18 protein-coding genes are annotated in these 22,920 nt (G+C 51.3%); 11 read left to right on the forward strand and 7 right to left on the reverse strand.

Annotation, left to right across the window (positions count from 1 at the left end):
* Nucleotides 1-1,308: 1,308 nt before the first annotated feature.
* The 3 genes from G367_RS0105650 to argS all read right to left on the reverse strand — a co-directional run bounded on the left by G367_RS0105650 (nt 1,309) and on the right by argS (nt 5,748).
* Complete coding sequence (locus G367_RS0105650) at nt 1,309-2,787, reverse strand: nucleoside hydrolase (RefSeq protein ID WP_020412139.1); 1,479 nt, start codon at nt 2,785-2,787, stop codon at nt 1,309-1,311.
* A 175-nt stretch (nt 2,788-2,962) separates the two neighbouring features.
* Nucleotides 2,963-3,850: a dTDP-4-dehydrorhamnose reductase family protein gene (locus G367_RS0105655; protein ID WP_020412140.1), complete on the reverse strand. Its 888-nt coding sequence runs from the start codon at nt 3,848-3,850 to the stop codon at nt 2,963-2,965.
* A 161-nt stretch (nt 3,851-4,011) separates the two neighbouring features.
* Nucleotides 4,012-5,748, reverse strand: a complete 1,737-nt coding sequence (gene argS, locus G367_RS0105660; RefSeq protein ID WP_020412141.1) for an arginine--tRNA ligase — start codon at nt 5,746-5,748, stop codon at nt 4,012-4,014.
* A gap of 117 nt (nt 5,749-5,865) precedes the next feature.
* Between argS and sbcB the strand changes: the two genes are divergently transcribed.
* The 4 genes from sbcB (at nt 5,866) to G367_RS0105680 (ending at nt 10,855) form a co-directional block, all read left to right on the forward strand.
* Entirely contained in the window at nt 5,866-7,335 is a 1,470-nt protein-coding gene (gene sbcB, locus G367_RS0105665; protein ID WP_020412142.1) for an exodeoxyribonuclease I, read from the forward strand.
* 111 nt (nt 7,336-7,446) lie between these two features.
* A complete protein-coding gene (locus tag G367_RS0105670; RefSeq protein ID WP_026304938.1) occupies nt 7,447-8,463 on the forward strand; it encodes an aspartate carbamoyltransferase in 1,017 nt (338 codons plus the stop codon).
* Nucleotides 8,464-8,582: 119 nt separating this feature from the next.
* Nucleotides 8,583-10,010, forward strand: a complete 1,428-nt coding sequence (locus G367_RS0105675) for an NfeD family protein (protein ID WP_020412144.1) — start codon at nt 8,583-8,585, stop codon at nt 10,008-10,010.
* A 77-nt stretch (nt 10,011-10,087) separates the two neighbouring features.
* On the forward strand, nt 10,088-10,855 hold the full coding sequence (locus G367_RS0105680) for a slipin family protein (RefSeq protein ID WP_020412145.1): 768 nt from the start codon (nt 10,088-10,090) through the stop codon (nt 10,853-10,855).
* Between the two features lie 158 nt (nt 10,856-11,013).
* Here G367_RS0105680 and pgi read toward each other — a convergent pair whose 3' ends face one another.
* On the reverse strand, nt 11,014-12,636 hold the full coding sequence (gene pgi, locus G367_RS0105685; protein WP_020412146.1) for a glucose-6-phosphate isomerase: 1,623 nt from the start codon (nt 12,634-12,636) through the stop codon (nt 11,014-11,016).
* Nucleotides 12,637-12,706: 70 nt separating this feature from the next.
* On the opposite strand from pgi, the gene G367_RS26020 reads away from it, so the two are divergent.
* Complete coding sequence (locus G367_RS26020; RefSeq protein ID WP_157533368.1) at nt 12,707-12,859, forward strand: hypothetical protein; 153 nt, start codon at nt 12,707-12,709, stop codon at nt 12,857-12,859.
* 93 nt (nt 12,860-12,952) lie between these two features.
* On the opposite strand, the gene G367_RS26025 is transcribed toward G367_RS26020, so the two are convergent.
* Nucleotides 12,953-13,147: a hypothetical protein gene (locus tag G367_RS26025; RefSeq protein WP_157533369.1), complete on the reverse strand. Its 195-nt coding sequence runs from the start codon at nt 13,145-13,147 to the stop codon at nt 12,953-12,955.
* Nucleotides 13,148-13,493: 346 nt separating this feature from the next.
* Between G367_RS26025 and G367_RS26030 the strand changes: the two genes are divergently transcribed.
* On the forward strand, nt 13,494-13,643 hold the full coding sequence (locus G367_RS26030) for a hypothetical protein (protein WP_020412147.1): 150 nt from the start codon (nt 13,494-13,496) through the stop codon (nt 13,641-13,643).
* Between the two features lie 24 nt (nt 13,644-13,667).
* Here G367_RS26030 and G367_RS0105700 read toward each other — a convergent pair whose 3' ends face one another.
* Entirely contained in the window at nt 13,668-14,711 is a 1,044-nt protein-coding gene (locus G367_RS0105700) for a DUF3549 family protein (protein ID WP_020412148.1), read from the reverse strand.
* A 19-nt stretch (nt 14,712-14,730) separates the two neighbouring features.
* Entirely contained in the window at nt 14,731-16,197 is a 1,467-nt protein-coding gene (nhaC, locus tag G367_RS0105705) for a Na+/H+ antiporter NhaC (protein WP_020412149.1), read from the reverse strand.
* A gap of 326 nt (nt 16,198-16,523) precedes the next feature.
* Between nhaC and G367_RS0105710 the strand changes: the two genes are divergently transcribed.
* The 5 genes from G367_RS0105710 to G367_RS0105730 all read left to right on the forward strand — a co-directional run bounded on the left by G367_RS0105710 (nt 16,524) and on the right by G367_RS0105730 (nt 22,915).
* Nucleotides 16,524-17,693, forward strand: a complete 1,170-nt coding sequence (locus G367_RS0105710; RefSeq protein ID WP_026304940.1) for a 1-acyl-sn-glycerol-3-phosphate acyltransferase — start codon at nt 16,524-16,526, stop codon at nt 17,691-17,693.
* An 89-nt stretch (nt 17,694-17,782) separates the two neighbouring features.
* A complete protein-coding gene (dinG, locus tag G367_RS0105715; protein ID WP_020412151.1) occupies nt 17,783-19,921 on the forward strand; it encodes an ATP-dependent DNA helicase DinG in 2,139 nt (712 codons plus the stop codon).
* A gap of 93 nt (nt 19,922-20,014) precedes the next feature.
* Nucleotides 20,015-20,338 (forward strand): YqcC family protein, encoded by a 324-nt coding sequence (locus G367_RS0105720; RefSeq protein WP_026304941.1) that lies wholly within the window; start codon nt 20,015-20,017, stop codon nt 20,336-20,338.
* A gap of 297 nt (nt 20,339-20,635) precedes the next feature.
* Nucleotides 20,636-21,328: an ATP-dependent zinc protease family protein gene (locus G367_RS24935; RefSeq protein WP_020412153.1), complete on the forward strand. Its 693-nt coding sequence runs from the start codon at nt 20,636-20,638 to the stop codon at nt 21,326-21,328.
* A 54-nt stretch (nt 21,329-21,382) separates the two neighbouring features.
* On the forward strand, nt 21,383-22,915 hold the full coding sequence (locus tag G367_RS0105730; RefSeq protein WP_020412154.1) for an inactive transglutaminase family protein: 1,533 nt from the start codon (nt 21,383-21,385) through the stop codon (nt 22,913-22,915).
* Nucleotides 22,916-22,920: the final 5 nt, after the last annotated feature.

Below are 22,920 nucleotides of genomic sequence, written 5' to 3' on the forward strand. Positions count from 1 at the left end.
CCCATGGATCTATAATTGCTTATTGCCTAATAGGCTAAGATTTCCATCTCTTGATGGACGGGGCGGTAGATACTTTGGGTGGGGCTAAGTAAATTAATATCGAATATGAGAGGCGTGCGCCAACAAAAGATAGTTTTTCAAATAATTTAAAATAAATAATTTGAAGCGAAAGTCGTTGTTTAATTTGAGGCTGCTTATCTCTTGTTTGTTTAAAGTGAGATAAGAGTGAAGTAATAAATAGAGCTAGGCGTTGATGGTAATATACATTTTTCATAGTGCCGACTTCCATGTTTATCTGTCACTACAATCCTGCGCCAGGACGTTATCAGAAATAATTCTGCGTATCAACGGCAAAATACATTGAATGAATTTATGTCGAATTTATTAATGATTATTTGTTTGTTGGTACATTTATGAATAGCGGTACAAATCGTACTTTTTGTATGGTTATGACTTCATGCGTTATAAGTTGTAGAGGGTTGTATCATTATCAGGTGACATGAAATGTTTCATCTGGCGGTTTTAAATATGTATATATCCTTTTTACCCATATAGATGTGGGTTTGATAATACTATTTAATGGGTGATTCATTGCGCATTCACTGTGTAGGCTTGCTTAAATCTTTTCAGTTTAGTGATAGTGGATCATTTTCGATGAACAATCTGTGCTAACTATTGCTAGAAAGGTATTGAATATCGTATTCTGAAAAATTTTTCCCCTTAAGTCCTTGTTGATTGTTGGTACCTATTTTTTAGGTTGGTCTTTTTCGACTTTATCGAATTGAGCAATTTGGATAAGTAGAAGGCTTTCTCGAATTCTTCGATAGTGATAATGCAATGTCTCAATAACGGATGATGTGGGCTTTCCTGCATAGTCACACTAAATGAGACTGAATAGCCTAATTTTTAGATAGATCTGGTCGTAGTGAAAAGTCCAAAGGCAAAGATGTTTATTTGTTTACTTAGATGAATTTAAAAATGAAAACAGCTTCTGAATTGTGCCGCTTAAAAGTACATGGAAATTTTAAAGTTGAGCTTGAGAAGAAGTGGGTGCATACCCGGCTCTGTCGGGACATTTTTTGACTAAGAAAAAATTGTCTTTGGTATTTGCATTAAATATTACTAAGGGTATCCCTATTTTCAGGGTTTATTAATTTATAGTTCGGAAAAATACCTGATCTCATGAAATCGTGTGGTGTAAGGGAGTATTGCTGGGTCTATTGTTTTGCCTAGGCAAAGGACCTTTTAATGCTTTTGCAGTTATTCTGCATTAAATTAAAAGGTTCCTTAATATTAAGACATCGTAGATTAGTGTAGTTTAGCCCGGCACCTAGGGCCCTTACGTGCACTATTAAAGCCATCACGCAGGCGCTCAATCATTGCTGTACGGGCGGCATCATGATTGATTCCCATAACCACATTAACTTCCAGCCCTTCACCGCTTTCAGTAATTGTGGTTTTACCCACGGTAGGGTCGAAGGTGATGGGGTCGTAGGGAGTCATACTGTCGGCCAGGCCGGCATTTAGCTGGTCTACTTCGATAAACCCAGGTACCAGGTCCATCTCCAGAGTTTCAGGCTCCAGCAGTACCAGTGCGGCGATAATATCCCACAGGCGGATGACGGCATCCATAGCGAAGTCACCATTACCTTGGAAATCTCCACCTTCAAATTCACGAATAGAGCTGAGAAGTTGAGACGTGTAGCAAGCTTCCGGCGTTGCGCGGCGTTTAGCCAGGGCTTCGATGGTGCTGCCCTGTACCTTGGCCATATCGGTAGAGTTGGTGGGTACCAGATAAGTTTCAATATTACTTTCGCTCAGGGCGTCAAAGGCCCACTGTGCACTCAAGGGGTCGAGCAGAATATTGAATTCCTGGTGGGTACTGAAGTCGCTGTCACAGCCGAAGCTTGGGTGGGAGAAAATATTGCCACCCAGGTTGCGAGATTTGTCGCCAAAGCAGGCCGCCTCGTGATCTGCAGTAAATGGCTCGTAATTTTCAAAGCCGCCACCCATCATAATAACGCGATCAATTTTATCCAGCTGCTCTTCGTTGGCTTTGCCAAGTACCCGGGCCAGGGTGGTGAGTTTGCCGGTGTTGAAAACTACTGGGGGCTTCTCCAGGTTATCCAGGGTGTCAAGAATAATATCCTCTGCTAGCTCGAAATTAAAGGAAACACCATTGTTGCCCTGATAGCGATAGTGCGCCTGCTTTGCGCGTGGGATTAGATGATCGGTGCCATACAGGGTGGAGCCGTTGTCGCGCCAGGGGCCGGGCACATACTGGCCGTAAAGGTTAATCCCCATGGCGTTGCGGCGTTCCAGGTTCCAGGTGCCGGTGGTGAAATCCGAGGAGTTAGGCAGCTGATAATCATCGCGGCCTGCTACAGCTTTGTCGTCATTTACCGGAGTGATGGAAGCCTTGCCATTAGCTCCGTAGGCGACCTCTTCAGTGGCAAAGTAGGCACCGCGAATTACTTTGGTATCGTTGTTGCCCAGCCACTCAAGTATGTTGTAAACCGTATTGGCTCCATGCGCTACAGTATTGAAGGAGTCTTCGACGACTGCCAGTTCCAGGGTATAGCGGGGGTCTTTGGCAATCAGCATCAGTGCCACGGCATCGTCAAAGTTATTGAAATCGCCAATCCAAATAATGGATTGGGCATCTTCGTTTTTGCTGGCCTGATACAGCTTATTACCGTGGTGGCCACTGTCTGCGTTGCAAGAAGCGAGTGTGGCAAGACTGCCCAGTAGCAAAGCCCCTGCGGAAAACCAGTGTTTTAATTTCATCAATTCTTCCCTAATTTTCGAATGGTTTAATCCTGGAACCCAATAGGTCTTCCATGATCTATTCGGTTGCCACTTTTGTAATACTCGTGGTTTATGTATTGAGATATTGCAAAAGAGATGCCGATTTTAATCGGCAGCGATACATCCCTGTTGAACCAATTGAAAACTGCCTACATCAATTTCCAATAAATGGCTTTAAATTTCGAGCCAGCTGTTGCTGTAATGGTTCCTTGCCTTGAATGCCTAAGTCTGTAAGGCGTGATTTATCCAGTTGGCAATTGTATGGGCGCGGTACAGAAAAATTGGGTTCACTATCTGCACTGATATGATCGGCCCTTAATTCGCAGGCTTCGGCAATAATGTGAGCGAGCTCATAGCGGGTGCAGGCGGTATCGCCGCTCCATTGATAAATGCCTTCAAACTTGGTGTTACAGCAAATTTTTAACAGACATTGCTCCAATACTTCTGCTACTTCCTCCACACTGGTGGGAAAGCGAACTGCCCAGTGGTCCAGTGTGACTGGTTTTTGTTCTCTCAGTGTATCCAGAAGGGCAGTAATACCGGATTCCTCCAGACAGGCGACGGGTCCAAACAGCCAGGGCAGTCTTAATACCCAATGGTTAGCGTTTTTCAGTACCGCTTCCTCTCCGGCTCGCTTGCTGCGGCCATAGAAATTTACAGGATTGGGGATGTCATCGGAACTGTAGGGTGCCGCTGTTCCATCAAAGACATAGTCGGTGCTGATATACACTAACTGTGCATCGATTTCGCTACATTGTTTTGCCAAAAGCTCTGTGCTGCTGACATTCAGTTGCCAGGCAGTATCTGGGTTTTCGGCACAGCGGTCTGGCCAGCGCTCGGCGGCACAGTGGATTACGACATCGGGCTTAATTTCTTGCAAGCAAGTTTTTACTGCGTCGCTATCAGATAAGTCCAGGTGAATGAGGTTTTCATCTACGCGGGAAAAAGCGGTACCAGCTACGGTAAAAGCCGGGTTGCTGTAAAGTTGTTTAAATACACTGCGGCCTAATAGGCCGGAGGCGCCGGTAATCAGGATTTTCACGGGTTACTTTCCTTTAATCAGGCCAGTGGGAGAAATGTGACCCTAATAGAGCAATTGATGATGCAGGATGGGTGGGCAGGAAAGGGAGAAAGCTTACCTGCTCGAGCTGCCCGGCTCGCCAACCTGCATATTTGCTGGAGGTGTGGCCGGGCAGGAGCCAATTACATTTGCTCCATCACTTCAATGCCGAGTAAACCGAGGCCAGTAGCAATAGTGCTGGCGACGAGGTTACACAGTTGAAGGCGGCTGTGCTTCTGCTCTGCGCTGACGCCTTTTTTCAGTACCGGGCAGGCTTCGTAGAAACTCATATAGGCACTGGCCAGCTCGTACAAGTAGGTGCAGAGTACGTGCGGAAAGGTATCTTTGGCTACCTGATCGAGTACTTCCCCAAATTGGCTTAGTTTAATGGCCAGGGCGCGCTCTTGAGGGCTTTCCAGGCTGATGTCGCCCTTGAGTTCGCTCGGCTCAATACCGGCCTTGCGGAAAATACTGCGGACACGGGTATAGGCATACTGCAGGTAGGGGGCTGTGTTGCCTTCAAAGCTGAGCATGGATTCCCAGCTGAAGATGTAATCGTTAGTGCGGGTTTTGCTCAGATCGGCATACTTTACTGCGCCGATGCCCACCTTGCGCGCGATTTCCGCACAGGTTTTTTCATCCAGCTCAGGGTTTTTCTCGGCTACCAGTTTCTCTGCCCGCTCCACCGCTTCGTCCAGCAGGGCTGCCAGTTTTACGGTACCACCGGTGCGGGTTTTAAAAGGTTTGCCGTCATCGCCCATCATGGTGCCAAAGGCGCAGTGCTCAAGAGAAACGGATTCCGGCAGGAAGCCAGCTTTGCGTGAGGCGACGAAAGCCTGCTGCAGGTGCAGGGATTGACGGGCATCTACTACGTAGAGGATGCGGTCGGCTTTGAGCTGGTTGGCGCGATAGCGGATGGCTGCCAGGTCGGTGGTAGCATACAGGTAACCACCGCCTTTCTTCTGAATAATCATCGGGCTGGGATTGCCCTCTTTGTCGGCCATCTCTTCCAGGAACACTACGATAGCACCTTGGTCTTCTACGGCGATGCCGTTATCCAGCAGTTCTTTAACCAGCACCGGCAAATCGTCGTTGTACTGGCTCTCGGCGTAAACGTCCTCCTGTTTGAGGGTGACATTCAGCTTGGAGTAGATTTCTTCACAGTGGCTGATAGATATATCGATAAACTGCTTCCAAAGCTTCAGGCACTGCTCGTCGCCGCCTTGCAGCTTTACGACGTATTCACGGGCGCGGTCGGCAAAGCCTTCTTCGTCGTCGAAGCGCACTTTGGCTTCGCGGTAGAATACTTCCAGGTCGGCTAAGGCCACCTCTGCATCACTATCCGCCAGCTTGTCAGACAGGTGAGCCAACAACATACCGAACTGGGTTCCCCAGTCACCCATATGGTTTTGACGGATAACCTTGTGGCCCTGGAACTCCAGCAGACGCGCCAGGGCATCACCGATAATGGTGGTACGCAGGTGGCCCACGTGCATTTCTTTGGCCAGATTGGGGTGGGAGTAGTCGATAACTACGTTCTTCGGCTCTTCAACAGCGGCGATATTCAAACGCTGATCCCCATTCGCGGCCAACAGCTGCTGGCTCAGCCACTGCTCGCTCAGGTGGATATTCATAAAGCCGGGACCGGCGATCTCGACCTTTTCGATCATATCGCCTTTTTCAAGATGTTCCAGGATTTTGCTGGCCAGCTCGCGGGGGTTGGTACCGAGTCGCTTGGCTGCACCCATAGCGCCGTTGGCCTGATAGTCGCCAAATCCGGCTTTTTTCGCAGGTGCCACGATGGGGCCGCATTCTTCGGGGGTACCGGCGGCGAGCATGGCGGCCTGGAATTTATCGGAGAGGAGTTGGCGAATATTCATAGAGGGATATAGCTGTCTTAAATTCGTGGAAACGCCGAATTTTAATGGGCGGTGGCGGCTTTGCAACCAACCTTCGCTATAGAGAGGTTTAAATCTGGATGCAAGTGTCCAGACGGCATGGCGCTCAGTGGTATGATGCCGCCAAATTATGGAGGTACCGTGAGTTCTACCACACTTTATTGGCACGATTATGAAACCTGGGGTACAGACCCGGGGGCTGACAAGCCGGCGCAGTTTGCCGGTATCAGGACTGACGAAGAGCTGAATATCGTCGGCGAGCCGTTGATGATTTACTGCCGCCCCTCAGTGGACTGCCTGCCGCAGCCGATGGCGAGCCTGGTGACTGGAATCAGCCCGCAAAAGGCCCTGGCCAATGGCGTGCCGGAAATAGAATTTATCCAGCGCATCCTCGCCGAGCTGGGTGCGCCCGGCACCTGTGGGGTGGGCTATAACAGTTTGCGTTTTGACGACGAAGTTACCCGCTACACCCTGTATCGCAACCTGTTAGACCCCTATGAGCGCGAGTGGCGCTCCGGCAACAGTCGCTGGGATATTATCGACATGGTGCGACTTACTTACGCCCTGCGTCCTCAGGGCATCCAATGGCCGACCCGAGAAGACGGTGCGCCGTCCTTTCGCCTGGAAGAGTTGACCGCTGCTAATGGTATTGCCCACGAGGGTGCCCACGATGCCCTGTCGGATGTGCACGCCACGATTGATATGGCGAGACTGATCCGTAAGCAGCAGCCGAAATTATACGATTATGTATTCCGCCTGCGTCGCAAGCAGGAAGCTGCCAAGATGATTGATATGCGCGAGCGTCGCCCGCTGTTGCATATCTCCGGCAAAGTGTCTGCAAATCACGGGCATTTGACCTATGTAATGCCTTTGGCCAGCCATCCAGTTAATCGCAATGCGGTCATTGTTGCCAATCTGGCGATGGACCCCGAACCGTTGCTTAATTTGGATGCGGATACCCTGCGCGAGCGCCTTTACACTGCCCGCGACCAGCTTGGTGAGGGCGAACTGCCTGTGGGTCTGAAGTTGGTGCATTTAAACAAGTGCCCGGTTCTGGCCCCGGCAAATATGCTTGATGACAAGCGCGCCACTGAGTTAGGTATCGACCGCGCAACCTGCGAGGCGAATTGGCAGAAGCTCAAAGATGTTGACCTGACTGAAAAGCTACACAGCGTATTCCTGGATCGGGAGTTTCCCAAGAAAGATGTGGAGGCCGATTTATATGGTGGTTTCCTCAGTGATGCCGACCGCGATATCTGCCGTGAGCTCCACCGTGGGCTGGCTGCCCGAGGCCCCGAAGCGCTGGCTGGTGAAGTGCCTTTTAGTGACAAACGCCTGCCTGAGCTGCTGTTCCGCATGCGTGCGCGCAACTTTCCTGAGACCCTGTCTGAAGAGGAACATCAGCGTTGGCAGATCTGGTGTTTCCAGCGTTTAACTGACCCTACCGCTGGGGCTTCTATCACGCTCGAAGATTATTTTCGCCAGTTGTCCGATTTACGGGTACAGCACCCGGAGCGGATCTCGCTGATTACCGAGCTGGAAAACTGGGGCGATAGCCTGCTCGCCTAATGTATCGAATCACGCCGGCGGTTATTCTTCCTCTGGGCTCTACTGCAGTGCCCAAGTAGAATGCCGCTCGCGAACACCTGGCGCCCACAAGGCGCAACCACTGGAGTAACCATGGACTTTATCGGAGCCAATATTCTGTCCGTCAGCCAGTTCGAGCGTGCCGACATAGAGCGCGTGTTCGATGTGGCCGACGCCATGACCCCTTACGCCAAGCGCGAAAAAGTAACGCGCGTGTTGGAGGGGGCGATTCTCGGCAATATGTTTATGGAGCCGAGCACCCGCACTCGACTCAGCTTTGGCGCGGCTTTTAACCTTCTGGGTGGTACCGTGCGTGAAACCGTTGGAATTACCGCCAGTGCCATGGCAAAGGGGGAGTCCCTCTACGATACGGCGAGAGTGCTCTCTGGTTACAGTGATGTGATTTGCATGCGTCACCCACAGGAGGGCTCTGTGGCAGAATTTGCCGCGGCGAGCCGCGTGCCGGTGGTCAATGGTGGTGACGGTGCCAATGAGCACCCCACCCAGGCGCTGCTGGATCTCTATACCATCCGCAAGGAGCTGGCCGCCCACGGTCGCACTTTGGACGATTTCCGTATCGCTATGATTGGCGATCTCAAGCACGGGCGCACCGTACATTCGCTATGCAAGCTGTTGTGTCTGTTTGGCAAGGTGCAGGTGGTTCTGGTATCTCCGCCGGAGCTGGCTATGCCGGAAGGGGTGGTAGAGAAGCTCCGTACCATAGGGCATGATGTGACGGTCACCGATCAGCTGGAAACCTCTATTACCGATGTGGATATTGTCTATTCCACCCGCATCCAAGAGGAGCGTTTCGCCTCCCAGGAAGAGGCCAACCTTTATCGCGGTCGCTTCCGTCTAAATCGTGAAATTTTCACCCGTAACGCCCAACCAAATACGGTGATTATGCATCCGCTGCCCCGGGATTCCCGCGCGGAAGCCAATGAGCTGGATACGGACCTAAATGAGCACCCGAGCCTGGCAATTTTCCGCCAGACAGATAATGGCCTGCTGGTTCGTATGGCATTGTTTGCTCTGTTATTGGGGGTGGAAAACCAAGTGGACAAGTACGCCCGTGAAGTGAACTGGCACAGTCGCCGCAACCCGGTTTAATGCTGATTGGTTCCGTTTTCAGATAGCGCCGCTTTTTTCTGTTAATCTGATTGAGTTAGCCCGGCCAGTATTGATCTATCTGGTCCGGGTGCCTCTGCAATCGCATCAGGGAAAGGTGCATGTTGAATCAGATTTCGCCTGCGGTTTTCTCTCGCAGCGTCGCTTTTCTGGCGCTGTTTTTTTCCGTATTAATTTGTAAAAGTGCCGCGCAAGAAGGCGCTTTTCCCCATGTGGCACTTTTAACTATCGATGGCGCCATTGGCCCGGCTACTACCGATTATTTTAAGCGTGCCACAGAGGAAGCGGGAGAGCGGGGTGCAGAATTAATTATTTTGCACATCGACACCCCCGGCGGCCTTGATGCCGCTTCGCGCGATATTATCCAGCACATCCTTTCTTCCCCAATTCCAATTGCAACTTATGTCTACCCATCTGGCGCCCGTGCGGCCAGCGCCGGTACTTATATCCTCTATGCCAGCCAAATAGCAGCCATGGCTCCAGCTACCACCCTTGGCGCCGCTACACCGGTACAAATAGGGGGTCCGCCAGGAACACCCACTCCGGGAGGTAAGCCCCAAGAGAATGAAAAAAAAGAGGAAAAAGAAAAGGAAGAAGGTGACGAGAAAAGCGAAGAGGAAAAAGAGGAGAAGCCTCTATCCGGTACTGCGATGGAACGTAAGGTGGTTAATGATTCGGTCGCATTTATCCGGGGGCTCGCTCAGCGCCATGGGCGCAATGCGGATTGGGCAGAAAAGGCGGTGCGCGAAGCGGCAACTCTGACGGCTTCGGAAGCACTTGAAATGAATGTGGTGGATATTGTTGCCAAAAATGATCAAGACCTGTTAAAGCAGATTGCAGGGCGCAAGGTCTCCCTTGACTCCGGCGAGATCACTCTATCAACAGAAATTGCGCAACTACCCATAGAAAATTATGAGCCGGATTGGCGCAATGAATTACTGGCGCTGATTACCAATCCGCAGGTCGCCTATATTCTTCTGCTTATTGGCATTTATGGCTTGATATTTGAAGGCTATAGCCCCGGAGCCTTTGTACCCGGAATTGTCGGAGTTATCTGTTTATTATTGGCATTTTACGCATTACAGGTCTTGCCAATTAATTATGCAGGCCTGGCCCTTATTATTGTTGGCGCACTGCTGATTGTTGCGGAAGTATTTATGCCCAGCTTTGGCGCTTTGGGTATTGGCGGGATTATTGCGTTGGTGATTGGCTCGGTAATGTTGATTGATACCGATGTTCCCGGCATGCAGGTCTCGAGAAAGCTGATTGGCGCAATTGCCGGAGTAAGCGGGCTCTTTTTGTTGACATTTTTCCTGGCTATCGGCCGAAGCTTGCGTACGCCGCGGGTGCCAGCTGACCAAGCCCTTGTAGGGCGCTCCGCGGTAGTTAGTGATGTCACAGAAACGGAGGTGCTGGTGCACCTCGATGGAGAGATCTGGAAGGCCCAATGTGAGACACCATTGGAGCCGGGGCAACGTGTACGGGTAATCGCACAGCACGGTTTACTTTTATATGTAGAGCCTGGTTAATTGTTTTGAATTTATCAACCTGTGAGCGTACTTGCATGCTTGCAGATTTCAGGTGGTGAGAACAGGGAGAGAGGAAAATGGTCAGTTATTTTATTGGTCTACTAGTGCTCGCGGTAGTGCTGCTGCTGATGTATGCCATCCGCATCCTACGAGAATATGAGCGCGCGGTGGTATTTTTTCTCGGGCGTTTCCAAACAGTTAAAGGCCCAGGCCTGATCATTATTATCCCCATCATCCAGACTATGGAGCGTGTGGATTTACGCACCGTGGTAATGGATGTACCCACGCAGGATGTTATCAGCCGGGATAATGTCTCAGTGAAAGTTAATGCAGTGGTTTATTACCGCGTAATCAACCCACAGTCTGCAATTATCAATGTAGAGTTTTACCACGAGGCAGTAAGCCAGTTATCCCAGACTACTCTTCGCTCTGTGCTAGGTAAACACGAATTGGATGAGATGCTTTCTGAACGCGATAAGCTTAATGTGGATATACAAAATATTTTGGATGAGCAAACGGATGCCTGGGGGGTAAAGGTAACCAATGTTGAAATTAAGCATATCGATCTCGATGAGAGTATGGTTCGAGCTATAGCTCAGCAGGCCGAAGCTGAGCGGGCGCGGCGCGCCAAAGTTATTCACGCAGAGGGTGAAGCTCAGGCGGCTTTGAAGCTCACTGAGGCGGCTGATCAACTTTCCAAAAATGCAAATGCAATTACCTTGCGTTATATGCAAACTATGATTGATATTGCCGGAGCCAATAACAGCTCAACATTGGTATTTCCGCTGCCGCTTGATTTGATTGAGCCGCTTCTTAAGCGAGGTTCACAGGCTGGTGGTTCCTAAATCTGGGGCCGCTTGCTTTTAGGTGTGTTATTATTTTTATAAGAACAGGTGTGAGAGGAATAAGGAAATTAACTGTGTAAAATCTAAGATAAATTAAAAAGGCCGCATTATAACCGCGGCCTTTTTAGTTGAGTAATACCTTTCTGCCCTAGGATTTTCTACAGTAGTTTTTCCATCAGAATACGGGTGGAACTATCCCAATCTTCCGGTACTTCGCTATCGGCCGCCTTATGAATTTTTGAACTCAGCTGTTTGCCAAGTTCCACACCCCATTGATCGAACGGATTGATACTGAGCAAGCAGCCGCCCACATAAACTTTATGTTCGTACAGCGCCAGCAGAGCCCCTAAGTGATGAGGGTCCAGCCTATCAAGGATCAAGGTATTACTTGGGCGGTTACCTGGGATTACTTTATGTGGGGCCAGTGCATGGGCTTCGCGATGGGTATAGCCGGCCTCTTCAAGTTCCTGGCGCGCTTCATGCAGGGATTTACCACGCAACAAAGCCTGGCTCTGGCTGATGCAACATGCCAGTAGCCAACGGTGCTGTTCATGTAATTTAGAAGTTGGCTCTTTCACCGCAATAAAATCCGCGGGGATCAGGTCGGTACCTTGATGTAGCAGCTGGTGAAAAGAGTGTTGGCCATTAGTGCCTTCGGTACCCCAGATTACACTGCCGCTCGGATAGTCCAGCGCTTGACCATTTTTATTTACGCTTTTACCCAGGCTTTCCATGTCTAACTGCTGCAACCAGGCTGGGAATTTTGCCAAACGTTGAGCGTAGGGCAGAACAACCTGGCTGCTGGTATTCCAGCACTGCCGATACCAGAATTGAATAAGGGCCATTATCACTGGCAGGTTATCCTGCAGAGAGGTATTGGCGAAATGCTGGTCCATAGAGTGAGCGCCTTGCAGCAGCTGCTCGTAAACTTCATAACCGCAGGCTAGAACGATCGGCAGGCCAATGGCGGACCACAGGGAATAGCGGCCACCCACCCAGTTCCACATTGGGAATATATTCTCAGGGGCGATGCCGAAGTCCTGTGCCGCAACAATATTGCTGCTTACGGCAACGAAATGTTGAGCAAGTTTCTCTTCATCACAGCCAGCAGCTACTATCCAGCGGCGCGCAGAGAGAGCGTTCTCGCGGGTTTCCAAGGTGGAAAAAGATTTGGAGGCGACGATAAACAGGGTTTCCTCAGGGTTAAGACCCCGAAGGGTATCACTGAGATCAGCACCATCCACATTCGCTACAAAGTGAATCTGGAAATCTTCCTTGTACCATGGGCTAAGTGCCTCCACTACCATGCGTGGACCAAGGTCAGACCCACCAATACCGATATTAACAATATGGCGAATTGGCTTTCCGCTGAATCCTCGCCAACTTTGGTTGTGGATATTTTTGGCAAATTGCCTCATCTGTGTGCGGCAGTCAGCCACTGCGCGTTCGTGATCATTTTGTGGTTCACCCTGGAAGCGCAGGGCAGTATGTAGGGCCGGGCGGTGTTCAGTATTATTGACATTGGCGCCGCTAAGGAGTGCTGAGATCTGATTGCCTAGATTCTGCTCTTCGGCGTAATCGAGTAGTAACTGGAAGGTATCCTTGCGTAGGTGATTCTTACTAAAATCCAGGTAAATACCTGCGGCTTCACAGCTAAAGTTTTTTGTACGTTGCGTATCGGTAGCGAACAGCTCACGCAGGGACCATTTATGTTGTTTAAAATGAGACTGCAATTGTTGAATTGCTGCGGCTCGGCTGAATGCCAAAGTTTCACTTGTCATGGTGATTGCTGATTAACTCTCTTGTGAGCGGTTTCTTATTGCGAATATCACACAAGCTTATGGTGCATGATTGAAAAAAGCGGGTAATGCTAACGCATTCCAGTCTGTTGGCTGGCGCCCGAAGCGTTACAGTGTATTACAGTGGATAGTTTCCGGTAAGAATGAACTGCTCAAAAGACAAATGCCGCTCGTAAAAGCGGCATTTGGTGGTGATTCATACTAAATAAAGCTTTTCAGAGTAGGTGTCTGTCAGCTCCGATTTGGTCAAAACCTCATTTAGTATGAATCACCACGCTGGTTCTGCTTGAAAGTGATTTTACTTCACCACTTTCATGCAGCGTACTCTATCCGAAGCCATCCAGCAGTCAGCATCTGCGGGGCAGGCCATTGAAAGAGGAATTTGTTCAGCGCCAGGAGGGCAGTAAGCTGGAGGTGCCGGAGGGCTACAGCAACCTGCTAGAACCAGTGCACTGATAATTCCGATTAAGTACTTGGCTGGAGTGAAATTCATCCCCTAACTCCTTTCCGTTGATGTAGACATTAGCATAGCCAATAAAACGTCACCTGTTGGTCAGCTTTGTAAAATGCTCTCTACAAAGATACCGCCTAGTTGAGTGTAATAGGCGCAGGGATTAAATAGCTGCCAAGATTAAAGTCTGGAAAAAAGTCGTGCCAATTTATTGTGTTTTGTGCTTTAAAAAGCGAGTTTTTTGCCAGTTTAGGGCGTGTTTAAATTAACGGGGTGTATTTATTTTTTTTGCTTCTTCCAAGTTGGAAAACTTGCTCAAAAGAGAGATTAATTTTAGATGGTTTTTTAATTTTATTTTGAGGGTTTGGGGAAAAGTGGCGGGAAATAAATGATGAAAGGGTGGTTGTTAAAGGAGGATGAAGCAGTGGGAATTGCTGGAAATTTACAACAAGTCTTCAGAGTGAGTCACTCTGTTAGAGGTTGGGAAGAGCTTTTTATTGGTTCATTTAGTGAATTGGTTGAGATATGGCAGCTTTAAAATTATAAAACCGCCGTATTTGAATCAATGAGTGGGTTTGGGCCCATGAAGAAAATTACCAAAGGTCTGAGCAAGGGTTTCTTCACGTGCAGGGTCACGTAATGCGATTAGCAGGGAGTTTCGTATCTGGGGAATGAACATTAAGTCCGATAGTAACAGGTTAAATGTGCTTTGATCTCCAGTGTGCGCCAAGTTGGTGAGCCAGAGCTTGGCCAGTTCTGGGTTCTCCAGATCAAGTGCGCAGCGACTGCCAATTGCTGCGAGTACTTCTTTGTTCCTAGCCGCGTTAGAGGATTGCAGCAGTTTTTGTAGGAACGACTGGCGCAGCCCTTTAGCTGGCGAGTTTGAGATACCGCGTGCGGCGGCGCAAACCACATTAAAGTCAGGCGTACTATCGGCGAGTAATGTATTGGCTCGAGTGATGATGGCTTCTGCCAGTTGATGGTCGATAGTTTCGTTTTCCAGGCAGTGGCACAAGCTGACAAATACTGGCGCAGCTATCTTTGAAATTTGGCACATAAGGAGCGCCTTTTCACTTTCCCAGTGAGCGGCAAGGTCAGCAATGCCCTGCAGTGCCAGGTTGTCCCAGCGGGACTCCTGCGGGTTGCGGAAGTAACTGAGTACCGTTTCAAAATGAGCGCTGGGCTTGTGTTTCAACAGCAACCCGGTATGGGCATGAAATGCAGCTTGTCGCTCGGTAGAAGGGGTATAGAGAAGGCCGCTCTGTTGTAGCAATTGATCCAGCTGCGCTGCGGATTCAGCGGCAGGCCCCCTTAATTCCTGTGCCAGCGCACGCAGTAGACCATCGCGAGCCTGTAACTGTAATTTACCCTGCTCATCGAGAGGAAAACGCAGGAACCATACCGCTGGCTCGCCGCCTTCGGCGGGTTGCAGTAAAAGCCCGGTCCAAGCCTGGCGCAAGTAGGGGGAAGGCCAGGGCTTTTGACCCGCTTCAAAGGCTTCGGCTGTGGATTTGGATATAGACTGCAGGCGCCGGCCCAGGTCGAACCAGCGCAATTTAAAGTTAGCCTCTTCGATAAGGCTGCTCAGGGTACCGCTTTCACTCATGGGTGACTTATCTACTTCCTTAGGACGCAGTGGCTGCAATAGAGATGGGTTTTTGCTTAAAGTGCAACCAGCCGTATGCAATTGCCAGCAGCGGGCAGATGATATTGAACAGGGCGTAGGGCAAATAATTCCAGGTTCCAATACCGAGAGTTGCGGCCATAAAAGCGCCACAGGTATTCCACGGAATCAATACGGAAGTGATGGTGCCTGAATCCTCTAAGGTGCGTGACAGGTTTAGCCCGTGTAACCCCTTTTCCTTGAAAGCTTCGCGGAACATACGGCCAGGAATAATAATCGCCATATATTGATCGCCAGCAGCTAAGTTCATGCCAAAACAGGTGAGTACGGTGGAGGTTACTAGGCCGCCGACAGTTTTAACGAGTGATAAGACGCCAGTGACAATCACTTGCAGGAAGCCTGCGCGCTCCATGGCTCCACCGAAAGCCATGGCGGAGGTGATCAACCACACGGTATTAAGCATGCTACTCATACCGCCCTTCGATAGCAGTGCGGCCACGTTTTCATTACTGGAAGTGGACTTGTAGCCGTCGAACAAGCTGTACCAGGCGCCTTTAAGGGCTGCCAGGGTACCCTCTCCACCGCCCAGGCGGCGTGCGGCTTCAGGTTCAAAAATCAGGGCAATCGCACAGCCAACCAGGGAGCCGATGATCAGGGTAGGGAAGGCTGGGACTTTGCGCCAGGCCATGGCCAACAGCAATACGAGGGGTAATAAGCTGATAAGCGAGATCTTAAATTCGCTTTTTAGTGCGGCTAACAACGATTCGATATCACTGGCGGAGGCACTGCTGGCTTCAGAGGTGAAGCCGAGGAAAGCAAAAGCGATCAGGGCGATTGCGAAAGCCGGGATAGCGGTGGACATCATGTGGCGGATATGCTGAAACAGGTCATTTGACGTTACCGCTGCGGCCACATTGGTGGTGTCGGAGAGGGGGGACATCTTGTCGCCAAAATAGGCGCCTGAAATCACTGCGCCAGCGGTAACTTCCAGGGACAGGCCGAGGGCGCCAGCGATCCCCATCAGAGCTACGCCCAGGGTGCCGGCGGTAGTCCAGCTGGAGCCAATACTGAGGCCTACGACGGCACAGATAATACAACTGGCGGCATAGAACCATTGGGGGGAGAGAATCTGTACGCCGTAAAAGATCATAGAGGGTACAGTGCCGGCCAGTATCCAGCTGCCGATCAGGGCGCCCACTGCCAGTAGAATTAGAATAGCGCCAAAGACCAGGCCGATGCCGTGCAGCATGCCGCCTTCCATATCGTTCCAGCTGTGACCATTCTTCATACCCATCAGGGCGACCACACAGGCGCATAACAGCAACGCAATCTGGTTCGGGCCGTAGGAGGAATCGGCACCGTAGAAATAAACAGACAGGGATAACAGGGCGATCAGGATCCCTAGTGGGATCAGCGCATCCAGCAGGCTGGGCTTGCGCGGTTCATTATTGGGGCTGGCTTGAGACAAGGTGAACTCCTGCTTGACTGCGTGGCTAGTGCCGTTTTCGTTATCGTTGTTTTTGCCGTCGGCGACGGTTGATCCTCCTATTCTCTCGGCTTGGGGCGGTGAAGTCTACTTTGAATAGAGAACCGAACAGGAGGACCTTTTCACTGACTGACCCGTCTAAGCATGCTTTCATCACTCTCATCAGGTATCTGGTTGGGAGAGGTGCTAGCAGTTCGGCGAGGCTTCCGGTATGTTCTGCGCCGATTTCTTATCCCGGCTAGCCTTAGCCGCACAATAAAATGAGCCAGGGCCACTTGAAGTTAGCAGGTCCGGCAGGTAGTGATTTCATGAGAGCAAGTGAGTTAGACCCCGCTCAATTCGAGGATATGCGCCCCTATCGCGATGATGAGGTGCGCACAGTACTGGACCGGTTGATTGCCGATCCAGAAATGTCCCATGCCGTAGCGCATTTCCTGATTCCTAAGTTGGCGCGCCTTGAAGGTCCGCTGGCTTGGTTGGTACGTCAATTTCTACGCTTTGAATTCCGCAATGTACACGATGTGCGCGGCGTGCAAGCGATTGTGGATAAATACATTGACAAGGTGGTGAGCCGTACCACCTCTGGCTTGACTATCTCTGGGTTGGATACTCTGCCCAGGGATCGCGCCTGCCTATTTGTGAGCAATCACCGGGATATTGCCATGGACCCTGCCTTTGCGATTGTGTCCATGTATAAGGAAGGGCATGAGACCTCTCGAATCGCTATTGGCGATAACCTGCTCAGCAAGCAGTTTGCCAGTGACATTATGAAGCTCAATAAGTGCTTTACGGTCAAGCGCAGTTCCGGCAGCCGTCGCGAGAAGCTGGCAGCGGCGAGCCAGCTATCCAATTACATTTATTACTCTATCGTCAACGAAAACGAGCATGTGTGGATTGCACAGCGCTCGGGCCGTGCCAAGGATGGGTTGGATCGCACCAATCCGGCCCTCGCAGCCATGTTTGCAATGACCAAGGATCGGGATACGCCTTTTGCCGAGTTCTGGAAGAAGCTGCACATTGTGCCGTTGTCCATCTCTTACGAATGGGATCCCTGTGATGGTCAGAAGGCCAAAGAACTTTACGTCACTGAGCACAAGGAAGAGTATAAAAAGGCCAAGAATGAAGACCTTGCCTCCATCGGTAAGGGGGTTATTGGCCAGAAGGGGCGTGTTCATACCGCTTTTGGCACCCCGATCGAAGGAGACTTCGACGATGTAAACAGCCTGGCTGAAGAGATTGACCGCCAGATTGTGGGCAACTATGTCCTGCACCCCACCAATTTAATCGCCTATGAGATGCTTTATGGTGATGTATGTGGCTTGCCGGTAGGTTACCCATCAAAGCCATGGGATCCCAGGGATTACGAGGAAACCCGAGAGAAGTTCAAGGCGCGTATGGCCAAAGTTGATAAGCGCTGGCGCGACAAAGCTATCCAGGCCTATGCCAATCCGGTGGTATCCCGTCTGGCATTTGAATGATCACTGGTTGGGTGGAGTGGTGGCGAGAGTGTGCTTAGTGGATAATAGCGCCCCTTGCGCCACTCACTAGCGAATAGATTCCACTTCCTGTGCTCAACGACAAACACAAAACCGCCATCCAGGCTGCCTATAGCCAATTCCTGTCCAGCCGTGGGCTTAAGGCCCGTTACGGGCAGAAGCTAATGGTGGCGGCCATCGCCCGTACGCTTGGGGCTATAAGCCAGAATGCCAGCGGCGAACGCGATGTGGAAAAGAGCGATGGTGAGCATATTTGTGTGGTTGAGGCTGGTACAGGTACGGGCAAGACAGTGTCCTATCTCCTCTCAGCTATCCCTCTGGCTCAGGCCCAGGAAAAGACCCTGGTGATTTCTACTGCCACTGTGGCTCTGCAAGAGCAGATTATCTACAAGGATCTGCCTGAAGTTGCTCGCCATAGTGGTCTGAAGTTTGAATACAGTCTGGCAAAGGGGCGAGGTCGTTACCTATGCCTGTCTAAGCTGGACCAACTACTTTCCAGTTTCTCCGCAAGTGGCACCGGTATTTCCCTCGGCCTCTATGAAGACGAGTTACCCCAAGTGGAAGCGGAGAGCATTGCCCTCTACCAGAAGATGACCGACAGCCTGGCAGCCGGCAGCTGGGATGGTGATCGTGATAACTGGGCAGATGCGATTGAAGCCGATGACTGGAGCCGGGTGACTACAGACCACCGTCAGTGCAGTGGCCGTCGATGCCCTCATGTAACTAACTGCAGCTTCTTTCGCGCTCGAGAGAATTTGGGCAAGACCCAGGTAATCGTGGCCAATCATGACTTGTTGTTGGCAGACCTGGCTCTGGGGGGGGGCGCTATATTGCCGCCGCCGGAAGAGACAATTTATGTACTCGATGAGGCCCACCACTTACCAGATAAAGCACTAAATCATTTTTCCCACCACAGCCGGGTTGGTGCCTCCACTGGTTGGCTGGACCAGGTCAATAAAGTACTGGGGCAAATGCTGGGGGAAATTGGTGATGGTGCGGAATTGGATCGCTGCGGTGAACAGCTGCCAGCGGTACTGACCTCGGCCAAACAGGGCCTTGAGCAGATGTGGCCCTTGATTGAGGAGTTGTGCGAATTTGAGGATGAACGCGGTAACACCACCCGCCACCGTTTTGAGGGCGGTGTGGTGCCGGAGACCATGGCACAGCTTGCAGAAAAATTGCGCGAGGATTTCGACGAGCTGGAGAGCTTGTTCAATAAAATGCTGCAAACAGCCCAGAGAATGCTGGAAGATGCACATTCACCTGTGCCGATTGTGGACTTGGAGCGCTGGTATCCACAATTGGGCAGCTGGTATGGCCGTGCCGAAGCCAACCTGCAGCTCTGGGCCAATTATGCCCGCCCCGATACTGGCGGTGCCTTGCCGCAGGCGCGGTGGGTAACCCTGGTGGACTGGGGTGGCTCTACTGATTTTGAGGTGTGCAGCTCACCGATACTCGCGGGTAAAGCTCTGGAGTACAGCCTGTGGCGACGTTGTTACGGTGCGGTGCTTACCTCAGCCACGCTGACCGCATTGGGTAAGTTTGACCGTTTGCGCATGCGAGCAGGTACCCCGGACAATGCCAGTTACCAAGTGGTACCTAGTCCCTTTGATTTCTCTCGGGCTACTTTGCAGGTTCCTGCCAGCGCAGTGGATGCAGGCAATGCAGACCGCCATACAGATGCGGTGATTGATGCCTTGCCGGAACTACTCAATGGCAGTGGTGGTTCTCTGGTGCTGTTTTCCTCTCGCAGGCAGATGGAAACTGTTTACGAGTCGCTGCCAGGCACCTGGCGCAATCGCATACTGATGCAGGGGCAGAAGTCCCGCCAACAGTTGCTGGATAGCCACCGAGAAATAATCGATGGAGGAGGCAACAGCGTTCTGTTCGGGCTCGCCAGTTTTGCCGAGGGGGTTGACCTTCCCGGTGACTACTGTCGCCATGTAGTGATTGCCAAGTTGCCTTTTGCCGTGCCGGATGACCCAATTGAGGCTGCACTGGCAGAATGGATTGAGGCCAAGGGTGGTAACCCCTTTATGCAGATTACTGTGCCCGATGCGGCCTTGAAGCTGGTTCAGGCCTGTGGTCGCCTACTGCGGGCTGAGGGGGATAGCGGTACTGTCACTCTGCTGGATCGGAGAGTAGTTACCCGGCGCTACGGTCAGGCAATACTTAACTCACTACCGCCCTTCAGTCGCCGAATCGAGTAATCTCTTATAAGTACTCCGACTTTCTCTGTCAGTGTGTGCGGGGTGCGTGAATCTTATTGCTGCGCAAATTGAGCAGCTCTGGTATTGGATGATATGCAAGCTATTTATTCTGAAGTTGCCGATCAATTATTGATTCTTGAGGCGGAGCTGCGCCGCATGGAGTTGTGGCAAAGTGAGCCGCCGCCGGCGGAGGCACTGGCCAGTTCGGAGCCATTTTGTGTTGATACCCTGACTCTGCCCCAGTGGTTGCAATTTATCTTCTTACCGCGCATGCGGGTGATGATTGAGCAGGAAATGCCGCTTCCCCGGGAGTGCAGTATTGCCCCCATTGCGGAGGAGTTTTTCAAGACCCGCAGTGGTGCCGAAGAGCTGATAGTAATCCTTGAGCAGATAGACCAGCGCTTACGGCTTGGCTGATACAAGTAGGAGCGATACCCATCTCTGCCTGCCGGGTGTCGCCACTTCCATTCCTCCATGTCTTTCTGATGCTGACTGTCTGTTGTCCCTATTTGGATTGCAAAGATCTGGCGCATGTCACATTGTGGCGCTTGCATAGCCCGGCTGGATGGAGATCCCTGTTCACTTGGCTCTGTCATAGGCTAATATCGACTTTTTGCTTGGCGTGGGGAGGAATTTCCCCACGTTTTACCGTGAACGCTGCTGAGACGGTATGGTCGGATTGAAATGCTAATGGGGCTAGAGGTAATCGTTAGGATGCAGAAATTTTCCCTTCTGTGGTTATTGGTGGCGGTCCAGCTTTTGGCGGGCTGCCAATCTGTATTGTATCCCGGTAAGGAGCGCACTCAACCGGCGTCAGTGGGAACACAGCAGACAGAGCCGCAGGGTGAATTGGTACAGTGCCCTGAGCCCGTGGAAGTGATTTGTGCCGAACCGGAAGTCAGGGTTGTTGAGAAGGTTATCGAACGAAGCGTTGAAAAAGTAGTCGAAGTGCCCGTTGCCAAGGACAAATTGGTGCTCGGAGCAGTGGAACAAGTCTCCGTTGAGCCCTCTGGCCTGGTAATAGAATCCATTGTCGATACAGGTTCACCGACCTCCACTTTGCGCGCCCAGGCGCTGACCCGCTTCGAGCGAGACGGCGAAGACTGGATCAGAATCCAGCTGACCAGGGCCGATGGTGATGGCAAGGCCAGGCCCGTGTCTGTGGAATTGCCGGTCAAGCGGCATATCCGCGCTACACGGCTCGGTTTTCCCAGCCAGCGGCGTCCGGTGGTGGAAATGAACCTCACCGTGGGGAGTATCACCCATATGGTTGAGGTCAGCCTGACAGACGAGGGCGGCACTGATGTTTTGATGCTGCTGGGACGCAATTTCCTCAAAGACGCCGCAGTTGTCGATGTGAGCCGTCGCAATGTTCAGGGCCCACCCCAAATATCCGGGGGCAAATAGGCCGAGTTGAAAGTTAGGTTCCGATTGGAACCGTAGATTTACGGGGAAGGGCGAATGTCGCCGCGTGTCCAAGTTTATGTCATTGCGGCATTGCTCGCATTGATCGGAGCGGGTCTTACCGCATACAAACACTTCGAATTAGGTTTTCCACTACTGCCGGGCGAATACCGCACCGTTTGGACCATTGAGGCCAAAGTGGGCTTTGATGCGGAGGGTGGGCCTGTCAAGGCAGCCCTTACACTGCCCCGTGAGCAGCGCAATATGGAAATTCTTGGGGAGACATTCAGCTCTTCAGGTTTTGGCTTTTACATTGCCCGTGAAAACGATGAGTACCGGGCAATCTGGACACGCCGCTCGGCAGAAGGGGCCCAGTCCCTATTTTACCAGTTGGATGTTTATCAGACTCCCGGCGCTGCCCTTGAACAGCCCCTGAATCTCAGTACCGAAGTGCAGAAACCCTTCCTCGGTGCGCGAGAGCAAGAGGCCGTGCGCCTGGCTATCAATTCTTTGGTACAGCAGGCCCGTGAGCGCTCCTCCGATGTGGAATCTTTTACCACCCAGCTGCTGTTTGAGCTGAATGATGACGGCAACCAGGATCGCAACCTGGTCTTTCGTCATTATGCTGATAGCTCCCTGGTAGATGTAGCTCTATTGATGCTGGCTACTGCTGATATTCCCGCCCATCGAATTCGCGGTCTCTATCTTGAAGATGACCGGCGCCGGCTGACACCCGAGGACCTTCTAGAAGTCTACGATGGCAGGCGTTGGATCGTGTTTGAGCCCAACAGTGGCATGCCCGGTGTGCCGGAAAACTTTTTTATTTGGCAGCGTGGCGGCAAGAGCCTGCTGGACCTGGAGGGTGGGCGTAACTCTCAAGTGACTTTTTCGGTGATTGCCAATGATGTACCCGCACGAGATGTTTCCATGCGCAGTACCAGCCAGGATAAAGAGGCCCTGGTTGATTTCTCTATCTACAGCCTGCCCATTGAACAACAGAGTATTTTTAAACTGATTCTGCTGGTACCCGTAGGAGCCTTGGTAGTGGTGCTACTGCGAGTATTTGTAGGGTTGCGCACCTCCGGTACCTTTATGCCGGTGCTGCTGGCGATTGCCTTTATCGAGACCCAGCTGATTACCGGACTCTCCATCTTTGTGCTTATCCTGGTGCTGGGGTTATGGGTGCGTTTCTATTTAAGCCGGCTCAACTTGTTATTGGTGTCGAGGATCGCCGCCGTAGTGGTAACGGTGGTGCTCATAATGGGAATGATCAGTGTGGTTAGTTTCAAGCTCGGTATCGAGCAGGCGCTGACAGTCACTTTCTTCCCAATGATTATTCTGGCCTGGACCATCGAGCGTATGTCAATCGTGTGGGAGGAAGACGGCCCCTATGAGGTGATTGTCCAGGCCGGTGGTAGCCTGCTGGTGGCAGTGCTGGCCTGGTGGGTGATGACCAATCGATATGTTGAGCACTGGACATTCAACTTCCCTGAACTGTTATTGGTGCTGTTGGGCTTTATTCTGGTGATAGGTAATTACACCGGTTATCGTCTCAGCGAACTGATGCGCTTTCGGCCTCTGGTCAGGTAGGAGGT

The sequence above is a fragment of the Microbulbifer variabilis ATCC 700307 genome, from assembly GCF_000380565.1.
GTDB classification, from domain to species: Bacteria; Pseudomonadota; Gammaproteobacteria; order Pseudomonadales; family Cellvibrionaceae; genus Microbulbifer; species Microbulbifer variabilis.

Excerpts from the sequence above, each read along its gene's own strand:
- G367_RS0105680 (WP_020412145.1), top strand. The coding sequence starts at position 10,088 with ATGGTCAGTTATTTTATTGGTCTACTAGTGCTCGCGGTAGTGCTGCTG.
- G367_RS0105670 (WP_026304938.1), top strand. The coding sequence starts at position 7,447 with ATGGACTTTATCGGAGCCAATATTCTGTCCGTCAGCCAGTTCGAGCGT.
- G367_RS0105675 (WP_020412144.1), top strand. The coding sequence starts at position 8,583 with ATGTTGAATCAGATTTCGCCTGCGGTTTTCTCTCGCAGCGTCGCTTTT.
- G367_RS0105710 (WP_026304940.1), top strand. The coding sequence starts at position 16,524 with ATGAGAGCAAGTGAGTTAGACCCCGCTCAATTCGAGGATATGCGCCCC.
- sbcB (WP_020412142.1), top strand. The coding sequence starts at position 5,866 with ATGGCGCTCAGTGGTATGATGCCGCCAAATTATGGAGGTACCGTGAGT.
- G367_RS26025 (WP_157533369.1), bottom strand. The coding sequence starts at position 13,147 with ATGAATTTCACTCCAGCCAAGTACTTAATCGGAATTATCAGTGCACTG.
- G367_RS0105730 (WP_020412154.1), top strand. The coding sequence starts at position 21,383 with ATGTCGCCGCGTGTCCAAGTTTATGTCATTGCGGCATTGCTCGCATTG.
- G367_RS0105700 (WP_020412148.1), bottom strand. The coding sequence starts at position 14,711 with ATGAGTGAAAGCGGTACCCTGAGCAGCCTTATCGAAGAGGCTAACTTT.
- G367_RS26030 (WP_020412147.1), top strand. The coding sequence starts at position 13,494 with ATGATGAAAGGGTGGTTGTTAAAGGAGGATGAAGCAGTGGGAATTGCT.
- G367_RS24935 (WP_020412153.1), top strand. The coding sequence starts at position 20,636 with ATGCAGAAATTTTCCCTTCTGTGGTTATTGGTGGCGGTCCAGCTTTTG.
- pgi (WP_020412146.1), bottom strand. The coding sequence starts at position 12,636 with ATGACAAGTGAAACTTTGGCATTCAGCCGAGCCGCAGCAATTCAACAA.
- argS (WP_020412141.1), bottom strand. The coding sequence starts at position 5,748 with ATGAATATTCGCCAACTCCTCTCCGATAAATTCCAGGCCGCCATGCTC.
- G367_RS0105650 (WP_020412139.1), bottom strand. The coding sequence starts at position 2,787 with ATGAAATTAAAACACTGGTTTTCCGCAGGGGCTTTGCTACTGGGCAGT.
- G367_RS0105720 (WP_026304941.1), top strand. The coding sequence starts at position 20,015 with ATGCAAGCTATTTATTCTGAAGTTGCCGATCAATTATTGATTCTTGAG.